Raw genomic sequence first — 17,035 nt, 5'->3', positions numbered from 1 at the left:
AACGCGGTTAAGGTGAGAGGGAGATGAGGAGCATCTTTCTAAATCAACTCCCTCACTTTATCTGACACAGCTGTGAGGATAATCTTTTCGCGGTTAGGCTCACCCCGAATCAGAGATTCGGTAAACTTAGCTGCTTGATTTAAGGTAATCTTAGGCGGCAAAGGTGGCTCATGGGGATCAACCACTGCCTCGATAATTACTGGCCCCGGTGTCGCCAGTGCTTGGTCAAGAATATCACCACAAGTTGCGGGGTCATCAATGGTAAAGCCGGTTGCACCGCAAGCACGGGCAAAGGCTGCATAATCCATTGGTTGCAGTTCACAGGCATATTCTGGATTGCCTAAAAATACCATCTGTTCCCACTTAATTTGACCCAAGCTGTTGTTCTTGATAATGACAATTTTGATGGGTAGTTGATATTTCACGCAGGTCATGAACTCTGCCATTAACATTGAGAAGCCACCATCCCCAACAAAAGCAACGCATTGTCTTTCAGGATAAGCGACTTGAGCTGCGATCGCATAAGGCAAGCCACAAGCCATTGAAGCCAAAATTCCCGATACTGAGTGCATTTGACCCCGTTTAGCGGGAATTTGTCGCGCCCACCAAGTTGTATTCGTACCGGAATCAGCAGAGACAATCGCAGTATCAGATAAACGTTTGCCCAACTCCCATGCCACTACTTGGGGTTTCATTGGCTTATCTTGACGCGTACCCCTTTCTTCCATTAACTTCCACCAGTCTTTCATCCCGGATTGAGCCTTTTCTAAAAAGCTTTTATCCTCTTTGGTTTCTACTAATGAAAGAATTGCTTGCAAGGTACGACGGCTATCACCAACTAACCCTACCTCAACGGGATAACGCAGCCCAATCCGCATCGGATCAATGTCAATCTGGACACCTCTTGCTTGTCCTGGCTTCGGTAGAAACTCCATATAAGGGAAGGATGTACCTACCATCAACAAAGTGTCACAGTCTTCCATTGCGTCTTGGGATGGCTTGGTTCCAGTTAACCCAATTCCACCTGTAGTATAGGGGCTAAAATCGGGTACAGCAGCTTTACCCAACATCGCTTTAATAATTGGTGCGCCTAGCTTTTCGGCTAGTTGTTCTAATTCATCTGTTGCCTTTAAAGCCCCGCGACCAGCAAAAATTACAATTTTTTTGCCAGCATTGAGAATGTCTACAGCACGCAGCAAATCTCGTTCGCCAGGTAGTTGAGCGCTACTACCTCTCACATCAGATGTATGATGAAGAACATTGTGCATCGAATGCTTTCTTGTTACCTTCTCGGTTTGAAAATCGATAGGGAAGGTGATATGAGCTACACCACGTTTAGAGATAGCCGCACGACAAGCTAAGTCTGCAATAGTCTCGATATGGTCAGACCCCATCACACGAGTGTTATAGACAGTAACATCCATAAACACTTTGTCAAGGTCTACGTCTTGCTGAGAGTGAGTATCAATCAAGTCATGGAAGTGTTGACCTGTAATTGCCAATACTGATTGACCATCCATCTTAGCGTCATAAAGACCATTAATTAGATGTAGTCCACCTGGCCCTGATGTTGCTAGACAGACACCCAACCTACCCGTGTATTTAGAGTAGGCACAAGCCATAAAAGCGGCTGCTTCTTCATGGCGCACCTGGATAAAGCGGATTTTATCTTGGCGTTGGCGTAATGCTTCCATTACCCCATTAATGCCATCACCTGGTATCCCAAAGATAGTATTAACACCCCAATCAATGAGGGTGTCAACGAGAACATCGGATGCTGTTGTCACCATTTTTAATTTCCGATACTTTACTGTTATTTAAATGCGGTATCGCATGTACATTAAGTTTGTGTAAGTGCAAAAATTATCCTGAATGCTTTTCTTTATGTTGAAATTGATTTTTCTCAACTACATCTGGCATTTGGAAGAGACTCATACCAATTTTGGATTGAGAATTTTAGATTTTAGATGAGATTGTTCAATCCGAAATCTAAAATTTTGCTACCTTCTTCATTGCCATGCTTTGCCGTTAGGATAGTCGTATTTATCTAAAGACTCAGGTTTCATTTGAATGCTAAAGCCGGGTTTGCTAGGCGGCAGATAATGACCGTTTTGAACTGTCACCGGATCTAAAAAGTTTTCGTGTAAGTGTGAGACGTATTCAATAAAACGATTTTCGAGAGTGCCACTGACACAGACGTAATCAAAGATAGACAGATGTTGGACGTATTCGGGTAGCCCGACTCCGCCGCCGTGAGGACAAATTGGTAAACCAAATTTTGCTGCAATCAATAGCACTGCGAGGACTTCATTTACACCACCCAACCGACAAGCATCAATCTGACAAAAGCGAATCCCACCAGAACGGATAAATTGTTTGAAAAGAATGCGATTTTGGCATTGTTCGCCAGTTGCTAAGTTGATTGGCGAAATCGCTTTGGCAATTTCTACATATCCTTGAACATCATCAGGGCTGGTTGGTTCTTCAATCCAAAATGGTTGATATTTCGCTAATTGTTGAATGTTTTCTATAGCTTCGCTGACTTCCCAAGCTTGATTAGCATCCATCATTAACTTGCAATCGTAGCCAATTTCTGAGCGAATGATTTCTGCACGTCGAAAGTCATCTTTTAAATCTCCACCAATCTTGATTTTGAAATTCCGCCAACCTTCGGCAAGGGCATCTCGACAGATAGAGCGCAGTTTATCATCAGAATAGCCTAACCAACCTGCGGCTGAGGTGTACGCTGGATAACCTGATCGCTCAATGTTTTGAATGCGATCGCTCCGTGTGGGAAACTTTTCCTTAAGAATTGATAGCGCCTCTTGTGGTGTTAAGGTGTCAGTAAGATAACGAAAGTCTACACAACCCACCAGTTCTTCGGGTGACATATCAGATAACAGCCTCCAGAGTGGCTTACCCTCAACTTTGGCGTAAAGATCCCAGACTGCATTCACTATCGCAGCTGTAGCTAGATGAATCACTCCTTTTTCCGGCCCCAGCCAGCGTAATTGGCTATCACTGGTAATATGTCGCCAGAATTCGCCCATATTTTTCGTAAAGGACTCTAGTGTTTGTCCTACAACCAAATGGCTTAAGTCTTTTTCAGCTAAGACACAGATATCATTACCTTCGCCGATGGTGAACGTCATACCGTGACCTTCTAAGCCATCTGGGTGATCTGTTTGCAAAATCACATAAGCGGCTGAGTAATCTGGCGCTTTATTCGTTGCGTCCGAACCTGTGAGAGTCCGGGAGGTGGGAAAACGAATATCGCGTGCTACTAGGTTAACAATTTTAGTAGGCATAAATTGATTAGGGCTAAATGAGTATTTATCAGTGGATTTTTATTTGTGGGGCGATCGCTTTTATTCGATATTGCTTGGTTGTAATCAAATGAGCAGGCCTAATTTGGAGGCTAGAGTGACAAATGAGGGATAATTTCATAGTTCTTTCCCAGTCCCAACCAATTACATAACTTCCTTAATTTTTTGACTAAGCAGCCACCAATTTACAGGGTAACTAGTTAGAAAACCACACACCATACCAATTTGCATCATGAACCAGAACACGGGATTGTTTGGGCGTAATGTTTCTGGAGTGAAAAGAATAAATAGTGCGATCGCCATCCAGCCATACATTCCAACTTGCCAAGCTGTTAATGAGAGGGTATCCGCTTTCACCGCAGCTTTCAAACCCTCACCCATAGAAAGTTCTCGCATCGGTTTGATGGTGAAATATTGAAAAGCAATGCCAAAAATGAACGCGACAATATAATCTAATACCCACGTGCCAATTACATGACTACCAAAGATAACAATTGGCACGAAAAATACAAACCATTCGGCAATAATATCTCCTAAAGTACAACCACTACCACAATGAGTTGATCCAATACCAACACTTTGCCAGAATGGTTTTTTCTTATTTGGAGGTTCTTCGTCTCGTTCTTTAGCTCTTTGAACTCGTTGCTTGGTACTTAATCGTCCTACTTTGTAATAAGCATAAAGTCCCAATGGCCCTGACCATAAAGCTGTAACTGGCCAAACTATTTGCATAATCCACATATTTTGTGGATTTTTATTAAAGATATCAAGCGCAATTATCAAAGAGCAAATCCCAGCAGTAATTAATGAAATAATTGCTAGATTGTAAAGCCATTGGGGCATACTAGGATTCTCCTCTAAACAAAAACTATTGAGTTATTTAAGTGACTAGAAAACATCCAAACCAGGTATGATAATCTCATGGCTAATCAACTGCAACTGTATAATTACGTTCTTCCCATTTGTTGCTCTCAATCCAAAAAAAGGTAAATTTAATTGAATTTCTCTGATAATCAGAAGCAGATATATCTACAAAATTCACTCCTAGTTTTGTGGAAGTAGAAGGTGTATCTTGTGTAGTCTGCCAATCATCTTGTGACCAGTGTAATTGAAAAGCTACTAAAGCTTGAATGCGTAAGGCATTACCTTTTTTAACTTTGCTTACTTGACGATTAAACTTCCAAATTTCTAATGATTTACATTGCTTTCTTTGACCTAAATAACGATTCGCTACCTCTGGAATAAAATCAAAAACCTGACCGTCATGATTTGAGCGCAGCAATTTGATATACTCGGCGTGCGCCCACATTAAAGGCATGGCTGAACCTGTAGGTTTGCCTAAATATAGATGCACATTAGGTTTATCTGCTTCATCCCAAACTTGTTCTGGAAGCAAACAAGTATCAAAAGCAAATCCTTCGAGTGCTTTAATATATGTTTGGGCATCGCCGCCAGCCGCTAATTCATAGTGTCCCCGTTCTCCTGTCAAGAGAGGCCAAGCCCGTCCCTGACCCCAACCTGTATAGGGGCTGCCGTCTTCTTGCTGTCCGTAGCCGTCATGATTGTAACGATGCCAACAAGGCCCAAAAGGTGTATCGACTTTCAAGACTGCATCAATTACTTTGACTGAATCAACAATAATTGGGTCATCTGGTTTACGAATTCCATAACGTACCAGTTGCAAAAACCCGCCATCGACAATTTCTTGTGCTAGAAATTCTATAGGTTCGCCAGGTGGCTGACTACTAATGACAATAGTTCCTTGGTTGGGGTTTTCGTTGGGTTGAGGATTATTAATATCTGATGGAGTAATCCGAATATAATGCCGTTTGATGCCAGGAACTAAAGTTCCTTCGGTAGTAACTGTCCAGTCTTCAATGTGAGATTCTAAAAAATCAGCGTACTCTTCAATAAATTTTGCTGTTGCTTCATCCCCATGTTCACGGGCAAATTGGGCAGCACAAATTAAGCCAGCAATATTACAAGCGAGGGTAGAAGGTGAATAACCACTACATTCTTCCCAGCGTTCTTGTTGGGTAACAGGGCCATGACGAATTAAATAACCTGCCGCCCGCAAAATCATGGGATAAACATCAAAGTGTAGTGGTGCATGTTCTTGGTGTAAAAGCCACGCTAAAAGAATGGGAAATGCGACTTCATCTAGTTGGATACCTGTCCAGTAGGGTTCGCCATTAACCCAGAAGTTTTGAGCAAATCCTCCGTCTTCTTGTTGACTAGTAGCCAGATAAATGAGCGATCGCACGGCTGTATCTGTTTCTCCAGCTGCCACTAAACCTGCTACACTGCTCACCATGTCCCGCGTCCAGACAAGATGATATCCTCCTTGGTCTTGGTCGTCTTTGGCTTCACCCCAAGGGATAGCCATAGATGCAATTAAGGCACCGGGATAAGTTTTGTCTTCGTGTGCTAACAACAAACTAACGCTGTTGTGATACAACTTTCCATCATCACAGGAATTATTTTCCAATGGTTTGATGTCGCTGCGCGATCGCTTCCACTGTTCGTTATATTGCTGTTTCTGCTGTTCAAAAGGCAGATTCAGCGACTGAAACAATGTGGAAATTGCATTGTGCAGGCTAGTACCGAATGCCAATCCTAAAGTAAACTCTTTACTGCCATTTAAATTTAGTTTTCCAGTCAGAGCCAGGTTGCCATCGAGAGCTTTGTCAAACTCCCAATCCATCCGAAAATTATCAGCTAAATCTGTCCAACCGTCACTCTGACCAACATAGCCACAGGAAAGATGAGTAAATGGGACTGTTGCACCTAGCGCCAGCCAAGTTCCTCTTTTTTCCGCTACAAGAACCCGATGTCCAGCTACTTCTACTGTGTAGCCATTATTATCTTTACCGCTAACTTCCAAATGCGGCGCACACAAAGCGTATAACTGGAGTTGGGAAATAAACTCGCGCTCTCCTGTGATTTTTGTGTGCTGTAAAATACAGGATAAATGCGGGTCAGCAATTACTTCCTTAATTACGGCGTAACTTCCTTGTGGATCGGAATTAGTGATGCGGTAGCCTAAACCATAAGTCCACAGATGTTCTACTTTTGATTGCAGATGACGTTTTTCTTCGTGAAAAAAGCTCTTACCATCAGAAATTAGATACTGCAAATCCCGAATTTGAGGTCTGTCTACTGTTGGATGGTAAACTTCAGTTACAACACCATTCCAAACGGTAAACCAAACACGACTTGAGGTAGAGTAAGCTGTTCCTACGCCATCCTTATTAGCATGAGTCCATCGCGGCTCAATGCCTGGTGAGCCAAAAGCTTGTGTTTGACTAAGAATTTTCATGATCTAGCTTTGAGTAGCTTTTTGGTGATTTTGCGTTTCTGCTGTCAGTGCTTTCCAAGCAAATCGAGCCAATCCTGTTAACAGATTCCAGTTATCTCGTTTGTTGCTGCGACTAACATTTTGATGCAACTGTCGAGCTACTTCAGTGTAAATATCTGACTCGGTGATTTGATTATCTTTATTCTTTTGAGCCAGATTTTGCTGCGGTTGAGTTTGATGCCCCAAATAAGCCCCTAGTGCTACCAAAGCAACACCCGCACCCAATCCTAAAATCAGCAAATCTTGATTTTCGGTTGCCCACAGTTGGGCGCTGTAGTCTTGTGCTTGGTTATCAAATCTACCATGAGCGCCGCGATCGCCTGGTAGGGGTTCCCACAAGTTGCTGAGACGATTTTGATTCTCTGCTTGGTCTGTTTGCTGGCTTTGATATCCAGTTTTACCGAGGTAACGGTCTAGTAATCCGGGGGCGACTTTAGTACCCAAAATAGCCTCAACAGTGGAACTACCAACATAAAGTTCTCGCCGTTTGTGTGTCGCAGCCCAAACAATCGCTTCAGCTGCCACTTCTGGTTGGAAAATTGGCGGTACTGGCTGAGATTTATGAGGCATATTGTTCTTAATCCAGTCAAACTGCGGTGTATTGACTGCTGGCATTTGTACCATTGTGATGTAAACGTTGCTGTGATCGTGATGTAGTTCGCAACGGATAGAATCTGTAAACCCACGAATGGCTGCTTTCGCACCGCAATAAGCTGATTGTAAGGGAATTGAGCGATAAGCAAGGGCAGAACCTACTTGTACAATTGTGCCGCGATCGCGTGCCTTCATTCTTCGCAAAGCTGCCATTGTGCCATGCACATATCCTAGGTATGTCACTTCAGTTACGCGGCGAAATTCCTCTGGGGTAATCTCTAAAAATGGCGACAAAATCGAAGCCATCGCATTGTTTACCCAGATATCAATCGGGCCAAACTCCTGTTCTACCATCGCCGCTGCCATTTCTACTTGGGCAGGATCAGAAACATCTGTTGGTAGCACTAAAGCTTTACCACCAGCCGCCTCAACTTCTTGCCGCGCTCCATTTAAACCGTCATAGCTGCGGGCAATTAATCCAATGTGCGCCCCTCGCTTGGCAAATGCTCGGACGGTGGCTCGTCCTATCCCAGCGGAGGCTCCGGTAATAACTACGACTTCAGGTTTTGATGTATTCATAATCTCCTTTTTGGGGAATCACGATTTTTTCATAGGATGGTTAATAGAATCACGCAGGAGTTACAGAGATTAATCTGAGAGTTTCTTAAGCAGTTCGAGAAGATTTACGAGTCGCTGCTAAGGATTTAGCTTCGATAAATATTTGTTTAATTTCAGGATGTTTTTGGCGGATTTTAGCTTCTAAATTATCGACGGTTGATGCTATTTCTTCGCCTGTGAGTTTTTGGGAAAATTGAATTTCTAAATTGAGTAATACTTCCTGTGGAGCAAGTTGCATTGTGAGTATACGTATGACTTCTTGGACTCCTGGTTCTGTTTTAGATAAAGAACGGATATTGGCTATAGTTTGAGGATTAGCACTTTCACCAACTAATAATCCTTTACTTTCAGTAGCTAGTAACACTGCTACTATAGCTAAGATAACACCAATAATAATTGAGGCTATACCATCAAAATAAATATTGTTTAAAAAATGTCCTAAAAAAACTCCCAATAATGCTACAAGTAAACCTAAAATTGCCGCAGAATCCTCAAATAATACTGTGAATACTGTCGGGTCTTTACTGCTTTTAATTGCTTGCCAAAAAGTTTGATTGCCCTTAGTAGGAAGAAACTCTCTTAAAGCCACAGTCCAAGAAAAACCCTCAAATATGATTGCTACGCCCAGCACAATATAATTCCACATTGGGTCTTCTAATGGACTAGGGTTAATTAGATGAGTGATTCCTTCATAAATAGACATTCCTCCACCAATGGCAAAAATGAAGATAGCTACAATTAAAGTCCAAAAGTAAAGTTCTTGCCCGTAGCCAAAGGGATGACTATCATCTGCTGGCTTTTGACTCATACGGATTCCCAGCAGCAGTAATAATTGATCGGCAGTATCGACCAGTGAATGAATACCCTCAGATATCATCGCTGAACTATTGGTAATGAAAGCAGCGGTAAATTTAGTAATAGCGATCGCTAAGTTAGCACCCATCGCCGCAAAAATTGTTTTTTTAGATGAATCTGAAGCCATGAGGGTAATAAGTTAAAAGTCAAAAGTCAAAAGTCAAAAGTCAAATTTTACTGTTCCCTGTTCCCCATTCTCTGTTCTCTGTTCCCTGTTCCCTGTTTCCCGTTCCCTTTCATTGATAAACTTGCAGTTCACCATCAATATGAGTAACTTCCCATCGGGTTTGTTCTTTCTCACGCCAGAAACGCAATGACACTTTCGCGTCTCCTACATAAATATTTGTCAGTTCTAAGTCTGGCAAGCACTCTGGTAGACTGGGCTGTACTTTTAATTTGCGTTGTGGTGCATCGGCTTCGAGTCCCAATATGCTGCGAATGAGAAAGAGAATGGAACCAGCAGCCCAAGCTTGGGGTATATTCGCATCTGGATAGGGGACGGGAAAGTTATCGTCTCGGCGTTCAATTCCCGCAAATAATTCGGGCATTCGCCCAGCTTGGAAATAACTAGCAGCAGCAAAAATCCCCTCAGCAATACGGTTAGCTTCTTTGTGGTAGCCGTAGCGCTTTAATCCAGCGGCAATAATCGAGTTATCGTGCGGCCAAACACTGCCTCTTTGATAACTAATTGGGTTATACCCTTGGTTATTGGCAGAAAGAGTTCGCACACCCCAACCACACCACATATCTGGTTGAAAAAGACGCTCTGCAACTTTTTGCGCTCTTTCCTGGGGTACAATGCCAGACCATAGTAAATGACCGGGGTTTGAGGCGATAGACTTGATTTGTTGCTTGTTGTTATCTAAGCCAAGACAGTAAAAGCCTTCATCTTCCATCCAAAAGCGATCGTTAAAGCGTTGGTACAGTTCGTCTGCTTTTTGACGTAGCTTGTTCGCTTGGGCTTGTTCTCCCCATACCTCATAAATTAAAGCTGCCTTTCGCCAAGCATCGTAGACGTAACCTTGCACCTCACACAAAGCAATGGGCGGCTCAACAAGTTTGCCATTTGGATAAACTATTGAATCACCAGAATCTTTCCAGCCTTGGTTGCGTAATCCGTGACTAGAACGAGTGATATACTCGACAAACCCATCATTATCAAAATCGCCGTACTTATCAACCCATGTTAGTGCTTTTTCTAATGGCGATCGACACTCATTCAGCATACTCAGATCGGCATTCCAGTTATAAGTCTCAGCCAAGGTAACAATCCAGAGAATAGTGGTATCTACCGTTCCGTAATAGGGATTGTACGGGAGTTGATTGAGCTTAGTTAATTCGTCACGCCGCAATTCATGCAGCATTTTGCCAGGTTGAGCATCGTGCCAGTCATTTAGCTCGGTTGCTTGTAACTGAGCCAACCGAACAAGCGTACCACGGGCAAATTCGTGATAAACTGCGATCGCTTGCAAGCTAGTAATTACAGAGTCACGGCCAAAAACAGCCATGAACCAGGGAATACCAGCCGCCGGCATCCAAAAATGATGTCCATTATCTTCTACTTGAATTCGTAACGCTGCCATATCTATCAGGGCTTGCTGATAGAATCCCCTTATTTCGGCATTAGAAGAGCGCAACTTTGTCGCCCTAGCGAGAAATTCATCGCTGACTTTTCCGGCTTCTGTAGTGTGATGCACGGCGCAGGTTTGCTGAGGTTTGAAAACATCCCCATTGGCTAAAACACTAAAATTAATACAGGTGTGCCATGTTTTACCAGGATTAATCACAACATTAAACGATAAACGACCGTTGGCATACCTTGCTTCCGACATTGAACAAACTGGCTCAGTCACGATTCCTCGGACAAAAGAACTGCTACGGTACTGAGTAGTAAGTACACCATCTTGCCATACTGTTTCCGTATTACCTCGCGTCACAATGTTCTTTGCTCTCACTTCAAAGATATCTGCAAAGTCAGAACGAATCGCCAGCATCAGTTGAAACTCAACTGGTTCTGAGTGATAGTTAGTAATGTCAATGTCTTCATGCATCCCACCAACAATGTCGCGCCGGATGGTGATCAACAAACTACCAGAAGGCAAATTCCCATTAATCGTCGGAAGTTGCGAATTAGTGAATTGATAAATCGCACTATGATGATTGAGATTGCTAGAAGTTAACAGTACCAGTCGGTAACGGTTGAGAGAAATTTCGTAGTAAGAAATCAGGCGTGTGTCATGTACAAAAAAACCTTGTGCTTGATTATCGTCAATGGAACCATCACTAGCTGTTACCAGAAATGAGGAACCATCGTTAATCGTGATTAAACCAGGGTTGACAGTAACTTGTGTAGGCATAAAATTGAAAGGCAAAGGGCAGACAACAGTTCCCATGAAACAAGAGGCTAGAGATTAGGATTTTTACTCAGCACTTTCTAGCCATTCTCTGTAAAACCTGGATACAAAGTCATACCACCATCTACAAACAAAGTTGTACCGTTAACATAATCAGAGTCGTCAGAAGCTAACCAAACTGCGGCTTTGGCAATGTCTTCAACACTACCCACTCGTTTTGCCGGAATTAATTGGAGTAACTTCGCTTCGGCTTGTGGGGTATCCCAAGCTGATTTATTGATGGGAGTTTTGATTGCACCAGGGGCAATGCTATTAACACGAATTTTATGAGGTGCTAGTTCTTGGGCAATACTTTGCATCATCAGATGAATACCACCTTTACTAGCAGCATAATTAACGTGACCCGCCCAAGGAATCACCTCATGCACTGAACTAATACAAATAATCTTACCTGCGGCAGATGAAATCTGCGGTCGCACTCCTCGACGTAAAAATTCTTTGGCGGCTTCTCTAGCACATAAAAATTGCCCTGTTAAGTTTACCCCAATTACTTTATTCCAATGGTCGAGGGTCATATCTACAAAAGGTGCATCTTTTTGCAGACCTGCATTATTCACTAAGATGTCAATAGTTCCAAAGTGCTGGAGTGTCTGTTTAAACATCGCTTTTACTTGGTCTTCTTGGCTGACATCAGCTTGAATAGCAAAAGCTTCACTATTATTCGCTCTAATATCATCGACTATTTTATGGGCTTCTTCAGCCTCAGAATGATAGTTAATAGCGACAGCTGCACCTGACAAAGCCAAATAACGAGCTATAGCTTCACCAATGCCAGAACTAGCACCTGTGACAAGTGCTTTTTGACCTTTAAGCAGGTAAGGGGAATAGCTCATAATGTTTCCTTAAGTTGTTAAAATCTAGGGTTTTATTGCCTCTAATGCTCAAAAAGTCTACTTTCTACTGTTTTTTTAGAGAGATATTTATACAATTCAATAAATATTGATTGAATAATTAAGTTAACAATGTTGAGTATGCTTCTTAATTAAATTACTGCTAAACCTGTGATAAAACTCACATAGTTGTGTATTTAATTTTTGAGAACTATTACTCTAATTCTGAAATTAATTTAGAAGTTTGTAGTGGCGATCGCCTCCAGCTATTGGAGTAATCATGGATTCTTTCTAAAGAGCTAGAAAAATTTCATTTGATTTTCATAATCCTATAAAAATCTTACAATATAAAGGTAGCATCACTTATTTTTTAAGTAATAAAATAGATATGAGTAAATTTATATTTATTTGAAAATTTAAAACCGTAAGTAACAAAAATCAATAAATATCTTTTTGATAAATCACTCTTGCGATAGTATTCTTTATTCTATTTGTTAGATATGAGTTACTAAGAATACTTTTGTGGAAGGAATTTACAACTGAAAACTCCAAGATGAATTTGATTTTGCTCAAGATTAACTTATATTTATTCCAGCATCTAGCGATCGCCAGGAGAAAGCGATGTTCGCTCTGACTCTTAATAGCCAAAATCTCCCATACCCTGACCCCATCCACCCAATTGTTGTCCATTTCGTAATTGCGATGGCGATTTTCTCATTCGTTTGCGATGTAATTGGTTATTTCACCCGCAATACACGTTTGTTTGAGGTTGCTTTTTGGAATATGTTTGTTGCAGCGATCGCAATTTTTGTCGCCATAATTTTTGGACAGTTTGAAGCAGGACTGGCACAAGTTTATCCAGCAGTTCAATCAACGCTGAATTTTCACACACTCATGGGTTGGTCACTGGGGGCAATTGTGGCAGTAATTACAGCTTGGCGGTTTGTGATTCGCAATCGCAACCCCCTAAAAGTACCACCTGCTTACCTGGGTGCTGCAACGTTTCTAATTTGCCTAGTGTTCTTGCAAGTTTATTTAGGCAGCAAGTTGTTTTGGGTATACGGTTTGCACGTTGAGCCTGTGGTTGAAGCTATACAGCAAGGAGTTTCACCATGAACTTGCAATGGATTGAATCTTTAGGATTGAGGTTAGGCGCTAACGGACTACCCTACGAAATTCCCATACATCCAAACCTGGTGCATTTGACGTTAGGTTTATTCATTCTTGCCATCTTATTTGACATAGCAGGAGCTATTTTTCCCATAGAACGACCAATCTTCAAATTTTTAGGTCTGGCTGCTATTCGTTCTGGTTTCTTTGATGTTGGTTGGTACAACCTTCTAGGAGCTTCTATTGTCACTTTTTTTACTGTTGCATTTGGTTTTTTTGAGCTACTACTGGCAAATCCACCCATTAATCAAAAAAGTGATTGGGGGTTAAACGCCTCTTGGACAATGCTGTTACATGGCGTGGGTGGGGTTTTGCTGTTGGGAGTGATCGTTGCCATGACTGTCTGGAGAGGTTTACAACGCTACCATTGGCGCAAAGATGATTCCAGACAAGTGCAGTGGTTTTACTTGTTAGTAGGTATTGCCATCATGGGTATTTTATATGTCCACGGCACTTTAGGAGGACAATTAGGATCAGAATTCGGGGTTCACGTTACTGCTGCTAAGTTACTCCAAGAAGGCGCAAACCCAAACTTACTACCCAAATAAACGAGAACTATTTTGAGTGTATGTCTAGATTTTTAGAATATTTACTAATAGCTGGTTATATTGTAGTTTTGCTGGTTGTCAGTCATTGGATTGGGCAGCAAGCTTATTCTTGGATGCCACCTGAAGCTACAGCAGAAGCCCAAAAGGTAGATAGTTTATTTAGCTTCTTAACCTCTATTGGCGCTTTTATCATTCTTGGCCTTGTAGGTATGATGGTGTACTCCGTACTGTTCTTTCGCGCCCCTAAAAATGACTACAGCGAGGGACATCCATCTAGAGGAGATATAAAGCTAGAAATTTTATGGACAGCGACTCCAACCTTGCTAGTTTTGTGGCTGGCTTTCCAAGGCTTCAATATTTATCAGCAATTAAATATTTTGGGTTTGCAGCAAATCGTACATTTGCATACACCACTCGAAGAACCAGCTTATGCTGTAGCCAGTGATGATCAACCTAAACCAGCCGATGAAACGATTGATGTTTTTGTGAAGCAGTGGGATTGGTCTTTTCGCTATCCAAATAATGTTACCAGTAATGAATTACATCTGCCTGTAAATCGTCGTACTCGCCTGAATATGCAGGCTAAAGAAGTACTTCACAGTTTTTACGTCCCGGAGTTCCGTTTGCAACAGTATATTGTCCCTGGACGCAACATTGACCTTGTGGTTACACCCACTCGCACAGGCAAATACAAACTCAAAGATGCTTTATTTAGCGGGACATACTTTGCTTTGCTGGATGCCAATGTATATATTGAATCTCTTGAACAATATAACCAGTGGCTTAGTCAAGCAGAACGCGAACCAACAAACACTCAAAATCAAGCAATAGCTGAGTATAATCAACCACCAAAAACAATGTTTAAGAGTGGCTGGTACACTGTTGTACCTGAGCAACCCGCGATTGCGCGGAGCGCAACGCCAGAGACGAACGCCAACGAAAGGAAAGTAATGAATGACACATAATTCTCACGAAATTATCAATAAAGATAGAGAGGCTGAAAACTGGCGGCGATACTTCAGCTTTAGCACCGACCATAAGGTGATCGGCGTTCAGTACATGGTAATGTCTTTCATCTTCTTCTTGGTTGGCGGACTTTTAGCGATGCTCATCCGTGCTGAACTGATTACCCCACCATCAAATGTAGTTGATCGTCCCCTATACAACGGCCTATTCACCTTGCACGGGACAATCATGATTTTTTTATGGATTATCCCCTTCAATGCAGGTCTCTCTAATTACCTCGTACCGTTGATGCTAGGAGCGCGGGATATGGCATTCCCGTTACTGAATGCCATCTCTTTTTGGATGATTCCACCAGCGGGCATTTTATTACTATCTAGTTTTTTGCTACCCAATGGTACAGCGCAGTCTGGCTGGTGGTCTTATCCCCCAATTAGTCTGCAAATTCCCCCTGGTCAGCCAATTAACGGTGAATTTATTTGGATTGTCAGTTTAGTAATCATCGGCATCTCTTCAATTATGGGGGCTGTTAACTTTGTAACTACCATTTTTTGGATGCGTGCGCCAGGAATGACATTTTTCCGAATGCCTGTGTTTGTTTGGTCAGTTCTCAGCGCCCAGTTATTGCAGCTAGTTAATTTACCTTCCCTCACAGGTGCATTGATCCTACTTTTATTTGACCTCAGTTTTGGGACGCAATTCTTCAAACCCTTAGAAAATGGCGACCCTATTATCTACCAGCATCTTTTCTGGTTTTATTCTCACCCCGCAGTTTACATCATGGCGCTACCTGCCTTTGGTATTTTTGCGGAGGTTTTGCCTGCCTTTTCTCGTAACCCCTTATTTGGCTATCGCTCATTAGCTGTTGCTTCATTAGGCATCGCTGTAGTTAGCATCTTTGTATGGGTGCATCACATGTTCACCAGTGCTACCCCTGGGTGGATGCGGATGTTATTTATGGTGACATCAATGTTAGTTGCAGTGCCTACTGGTGTGAAGGCTTTTGGTTGGACTGCCACAATTTGGAAAAGTAAGCTGCATTTAGACACACCCATGCTGTTTGCGATGGGAGGTGCAGCCATGTTTCTGCTTGGTGGTGTTACTGGGGTAATGTTGGCAGCAGTACCTTTTGATATTCACGTCCACAATACCTACTTTATAGTGGGACACTTCCACTACATTGTCTTTAACACCATAACAATGGCAATTTTTGCCGCAATTTACTTTTGGTTTCCGAAGATAACTGGACGAATGTATGCCGAAGGCTGGGGTAAGGTGCATTTCTGGTTAACCTTTATTGGTGCTAACTTGACTTTCTTCCCTATGCTGCCACTAGGTTTACAAGGAATGGTACGCCGCATTTCTTCCTACGATCCACGCTATCAAGGATGGAATATTGTTGCTAGTCTAGGAGGATTTTTGTTGGGAGTGTCTATACTGCCTTTTATTGCCAATATGGTAGGTTCTTTGCTATACGGAAACAGAGCAAGTAACAATCCCTGGCTGGCTACTGGACTGGAATGGACAACGACCTCTCCACCACCACGAGATAACTTTGAAGAGATTCCGATTGTGAAAAGACCACCCTACGACTATGGCGATCCTAAATATTCAGTCATAGAACCTCCCGACTATCATCAAGTAGAAGACTAAGAACTAATGACAAATAACAAAAGTTATGAATCTATGAATCGTGGCGTAATTCATATAGATGAAAGTCCTATTCGTTTAGAACGGTGGCGGCGATACTTACCAAATTGGCTCAAGCGTTACTTGCCATTTCGTGGTGGACGTTCTGAAGATCATCATGGAAAGGGTATGTTTGGATTTACTGTATTTCTGTTGTCAGAAAGCATAGTTTTTTTGAGCTTTATCTTTACATACATTGCGCTGCGATTAACACATTTAAAAAATTGGCTACCACCTGGTGTTTCGGGGCCAGAATTATCTACTTTTGTAATTATTAACACGGTAGTATTACTTTCTAGCAGCTTTGTTATTCAACCAGCAGAAAATTCTCTGAAGCGTCATCAGCTAAATAAATTCCGTTGGCTATGGCTGATGACAATTTGTATGGGAACCTATTTTTTAATTGGTCAAGGAATTGAGTGGAAAAACCTTGATTTTGCCTTAAGTACAGGATTAGTAGGTGCAACATTTTATGTATTAACTGGTTTTCACGGTCTGCACGTTCTGACTGGTGTGATTCTCCAAATCACTATGTTTGTTCGCTCCTTCATTCCAGGGAACTACGAAAAAGGTCATTTTGGTGCAAGTGCTACAACTTTGTTTTGGCACTTTGTTGATATAGTTTGGGTTTTTTTATTCTCACTTCTCTATCTTTGGCAAGCGTAAAACG

General features: G+C 42.1%; 13 protein-coding genes. 5 read left to right on the top strand and 8 right to left on the bottom strand.

Features of this window, described 5'->3' with window-relative positions:
- Positions 1 to 38: 38 nt before the first annotated feature.
- From ACMX3D_RS29630 to ACMX3D_RS29595, 8 genes are all read right to left on the bottom strand, one after another.
- Complete coding sequence (locus ACMX3D_RS29630; RefSeq protein WP_482749332.1) at positions 39 to 1,790, bottom strand: thiamine pyrophosphate-dependent enzyme; 1,752 nt, start codon at positions 1,788 to 1,790, stop codon at positions 39 to 41.
- 219 nt (positions 1,791 to 2,009) lie between these two features.
- Entirely contained in the window at positions 2,010 to 3,308 is a 1,299-nt protein-coding gene (locus ACMX3D_RS29625) for an L-fuconate dehydratase (RefSeq protein ID WP_482749331.1), read from the bottom strand.
- 162 nt (positions 3,309 to 3,470) lie between these two features.
- Positions 3,471 to 4,169: a DUF4396 domain-containing protein gene (locus ACMX3D_RS29620; protein WP_482749330.1), complete on the bottom strand. Its 699-nt coding sequence runs from the start codon at positions 4,167 to 4,169 to the stop codon at positions 3,471 to 3,473.
- An 82-nt stretch (positions 4,170 to 4,251) separates the two neighbouring features.
- Complete coding sequence (locus tag ACMX3D_RS29615; protein ID WP_482749329.1) at positions 4,252 to 6,645, bottom strand: glycoside hydrolase family 15 protein; 2,394 nt, start codon at positions 6,643 to 6,645, stop codon at positions 4,252 to 4,254.
- Between the two features lie 3 nt (positions 6,646 to 6,648).
- The gene (locus ACMX3D_RS29610; RefSeq protein ID WP_482749328.1) at positions 6,649 to 7,857 is read right to left on the bottom strand and encodes an SDR family oxidoreductase; all 1,209 of its coding nucleotides are present in this window, start codon (positions 7,855 to 7,857) and stop codon (positions 6,649 to 6,651) included.
- Between the two features lie 85 nt (positions 7,858 to 7,942).
- Positions 7,943 to 8,878, bottom strand: a complete 936-nt coding sequence (locus tag ACMX3D_RS29605; protein WP_482749327.1) for a cation diffusion facilitator family transporter — start codon at positions 8,876 to 8,878, stop codon at positions 7,943 to 7,945.
- A gap of 109 nt (positions 8,879 to 8,987) precedes the next feature.
- Positions 8,988 to 11,108 (bottom strand): amylo-alpha-1,6-glucosidase, encoded by a 2,121-nt coding sequence (locus ACMX3D_RS29600; protein WP_482749326.1) that lies wholly within the window; start codon positions 11,106 to 11,108, stop codon positions 8,988 to 8,990.
- A gap of 77 nt (positions 11,109 to 11,185) precedes the next feature.
- Positions 11,186 to 11,998: an SDR family oxidoreductase gene (locus ACMX3D_RS29595; protein WP_482749325.1), complete on the bottom strand. Its 813-nt coding sequence runs from the start codon at positions 11,996 to 11,998 to the stop codon at positions 11,186 to 11,188.
- Between the two features lie 618 nt (positions 11,999 to 12,616).
- On the opposite strand from ACMX3D_RS29595, the gene ACMX3D_RS29590 reads away from it, so the two are divergent.
- Genes ACMX3D_RS29590 through ACMX3D_RS29570 form a run of 5 tightly spaced genes read left to right on the top strand, consistent with a single transcriptional unit; the run spans position 12,617 to position 17,031 of the window.
- Positions 12,617 to 13,111 (top strand): DUF2231 domain-containing protein, encoded by a 495-nt coding sequence (locus tag ACMX3D_RS29590; protein ID WP_482749324.1) that lies wholly within the window; start codon positions 12,617 to 12,619, stop codon positions 13,109 to 13,111.
- Positions 13,108 to 13,713, top strand: coding sequence for a DUF2231 domain-containing protein (locus tag ACMX3D_RS29585; protein WP_482749323.1), 606 nt, complete (start codon positions 13,108 to 13,110; stop codon positions 13,711 to 13,713). The genes ACMX3D_RS29590 and ACMX3D_RS29585 overlap by 4 nt, the downstream gene beginning before the upstream one ends.
- Positions 13,714 to 13,733: 20 nt before the next feature.
- The gene (locus ACMX3D_RS29580; RefSeq protein WP_482749322.1) at positions 13,734 to 14,678 is read left to right on the top strand and encodes a cytochrome c oxidase subunit II; all 945 of its coding nucleotides are present in this window, start codon (positions 13,734 to 13,736) and stop codon (positions 14,676 to 14,678) included.
- Positions 14,668 to 16,329: a cytochrome c oxidase subunit I gene (locus ACMX3D_RS29575; RefSeq protein WP_482749321.1), complete on the top strand. Its 1,662-nt coding sequence runs from the start codon at positions 14,668 to 14,670 to the stop codon at positions 16,327 to 16,329. Before ACMX3D_RS29580 ends, ACMX3D_RS29575 begins: the two co-directional genes overlap by 11 nt.
- A 33-nt stretch (positions 16,330 to 16,362) precedes the next feature.
- On the top strand, positions 16,363 to 17,031 hold the full coding sequence (locus ACMX3D_RS29570) for a cytochrome c oxidase subunit 3 (protein WP_482752455.1): 669 nt from the start codon (positions 16,363 to 16,365) through the stop codon (positions 17,029 to 17,031).
- Positions 17,032 to 17,035: the final 4 nt, after the last annotated feature.

The sequence above is a fragment of the Anabaena sp. TISTR 8404 genome (genome assembly GCF_056847745.1).
Note: the sequence above shows the minus strand (reverse complement) of the source record. Positions and strands in the feature narration are given on the sequence as shown.

Bases quoted from the DNA above. Each gene is read 5' to 3' on its own strand.
- ACMX3D_RS29595 (WP_482749325.1), bottom strand. From the start codon at position 11,998: ATGAGCTATTCCCCTTACCTGCTTAAAGGTCAAAAAGCACTTGTCACA.
- ACMX3D_RS29585 (WP_482749323.1), top strand. From the start codon at position 13,108: ATGAACTTGCAATGGATTGAATCTTTAGGATTGAGGTTAGGCGCTAAC.
- ACMX3D_RS29570 (WP_482752455.1), top strand. From the start codon at position 16,363: ATGAATCGTGGCGTAATTCATATAGATGAAAGTCCTATTCGTTTAGAA.
- ACMX3D_RS29610 (WP_482749328.1), bottom strand. From the start codon at position 7,857: ATGAATACATCAAAACCTGAAGTCGTAGTTATTACCGGAGCCTCCGCT.
- ACMX3D_RS29630 (WP_482749332.1), bottom strand. From the start codon at position 1,790: ATGGTGACAACAGCATCCGATGTTCTCGTTGACACCCTCATTGATTGG.
- ACMX3D_RS29625 (WP_482749331.1), bottom strand. From the start codon at position 3,308: ATGCCTACTAAAATTGTTAACCTAGTAGCACGCGATATTCGTTTTCCC.
- ACMX3D_RS29580 (WP_482749322.1), top strand. From the start codon at position 13,734: ATGTCTAGATTTTTAGAATATTTACTAATAGCTGGTTATATTGTAGTT.
- ACMX3D_RS29605 (WP_482749327.1), bottom strand. From the start codon at position 8,878: ATGGCTTCAGATTCATCTAAAAAAACAATTTTTGCGGCGATGGGTGCT.
- ACMX3D_RS29620 (WP_482749330.1), bottom strand. From the start codon at position 4,169: ATGCCCCAATGGCTTTACAATCTAGCAATTATTTCATTAATTACTGCT.
- ACMX3D_RS29615 (WP_482749329.1), bottom strand. From the start codon at position 6,645: ATGAAAATTCTTAGTCAAACACAAGCTTTTGGCTCACCAGGCATTGAG.
- ACMX3D_RS29600 (WP_482749326.1), bottom strand. From the start codon at position 11,108: ATGCCTACACAAGTTACTGTCAACCCTGGTTTAATCACGATTAACGAT.
- ACMX3D_RS29575 (WP_482749321.1), top strand. From the start codon at position 14,668: ATGACACATAATTCTCACGAAATTATCAATAAAGATAGAGAGGCTGAA.
- ACMX3D_RS29590 (WP_482749324.1), top strand. From the start codon at position 12,617: ATGTTCGCTCTGACTCTTAATAGCCAAAATCTCCCATACCCTGACCCC.